The organism is Chromobacterium sp. FG22 (assembly GCF_057809415.1).
The window spans coordinates 1-449 of the sequence record NZ_JBMDJX010000083.1; the positions used below are offsets into that span (position 1 = coordinate 1).

A 449-nucleotide genomic window follows, 5' to 3' on the forward strand; every position below is an offset into this window, starting at 1 on the left:
TCTGCCGTCCCAGCGCGTCGTGTTCGATCCGGGTCACCGCGTCGCGCTGGGCGTCGACGATCAGGGTCGGCGTCAGGCCGGGTTTGAGCGCGGCGGTGTCGACGCGTTGGGCGTAGCGGGTGATGCGGGTGGTCTGACCGAGCGCGTCGTACTCGGTGGCGGTGGCGTAGCCTTCGGGATCGATGTGCAGGGTCTGGCGGCCGAGCGCGTCGTAATAGTTGTAGCCGCTATAGCCGCGCGGGTCGGTGATCTTGACCGCGTTGCCGGCCGCGTCGTATTCGGTGACGGTGACGCCGCCCAGCGCATCGGTTTCGCGGATCAGCCGGCCGAGCAGGTCGTAGTCGCGGCGGGTGGTGTGGCCGCCCGCGTCGGTTTCGGCAATGCGATTGCCTTTGGCGTCCAGTTGATAGCGGGTGGTAGCGGCCAGCTTGCCGCCGTCGCCGCGGGTT

The 449-nt window shown here is 69.0% G+C and carries 1 pseudogene; it reads right to left on the reverse strand.

Annotated features, from left to right (window positions below):
- Positions 1-449, reverse strand: a pseudogene (locus tag ACODSD_RS24780) (hypothetical protein); the annotation flags it as partial.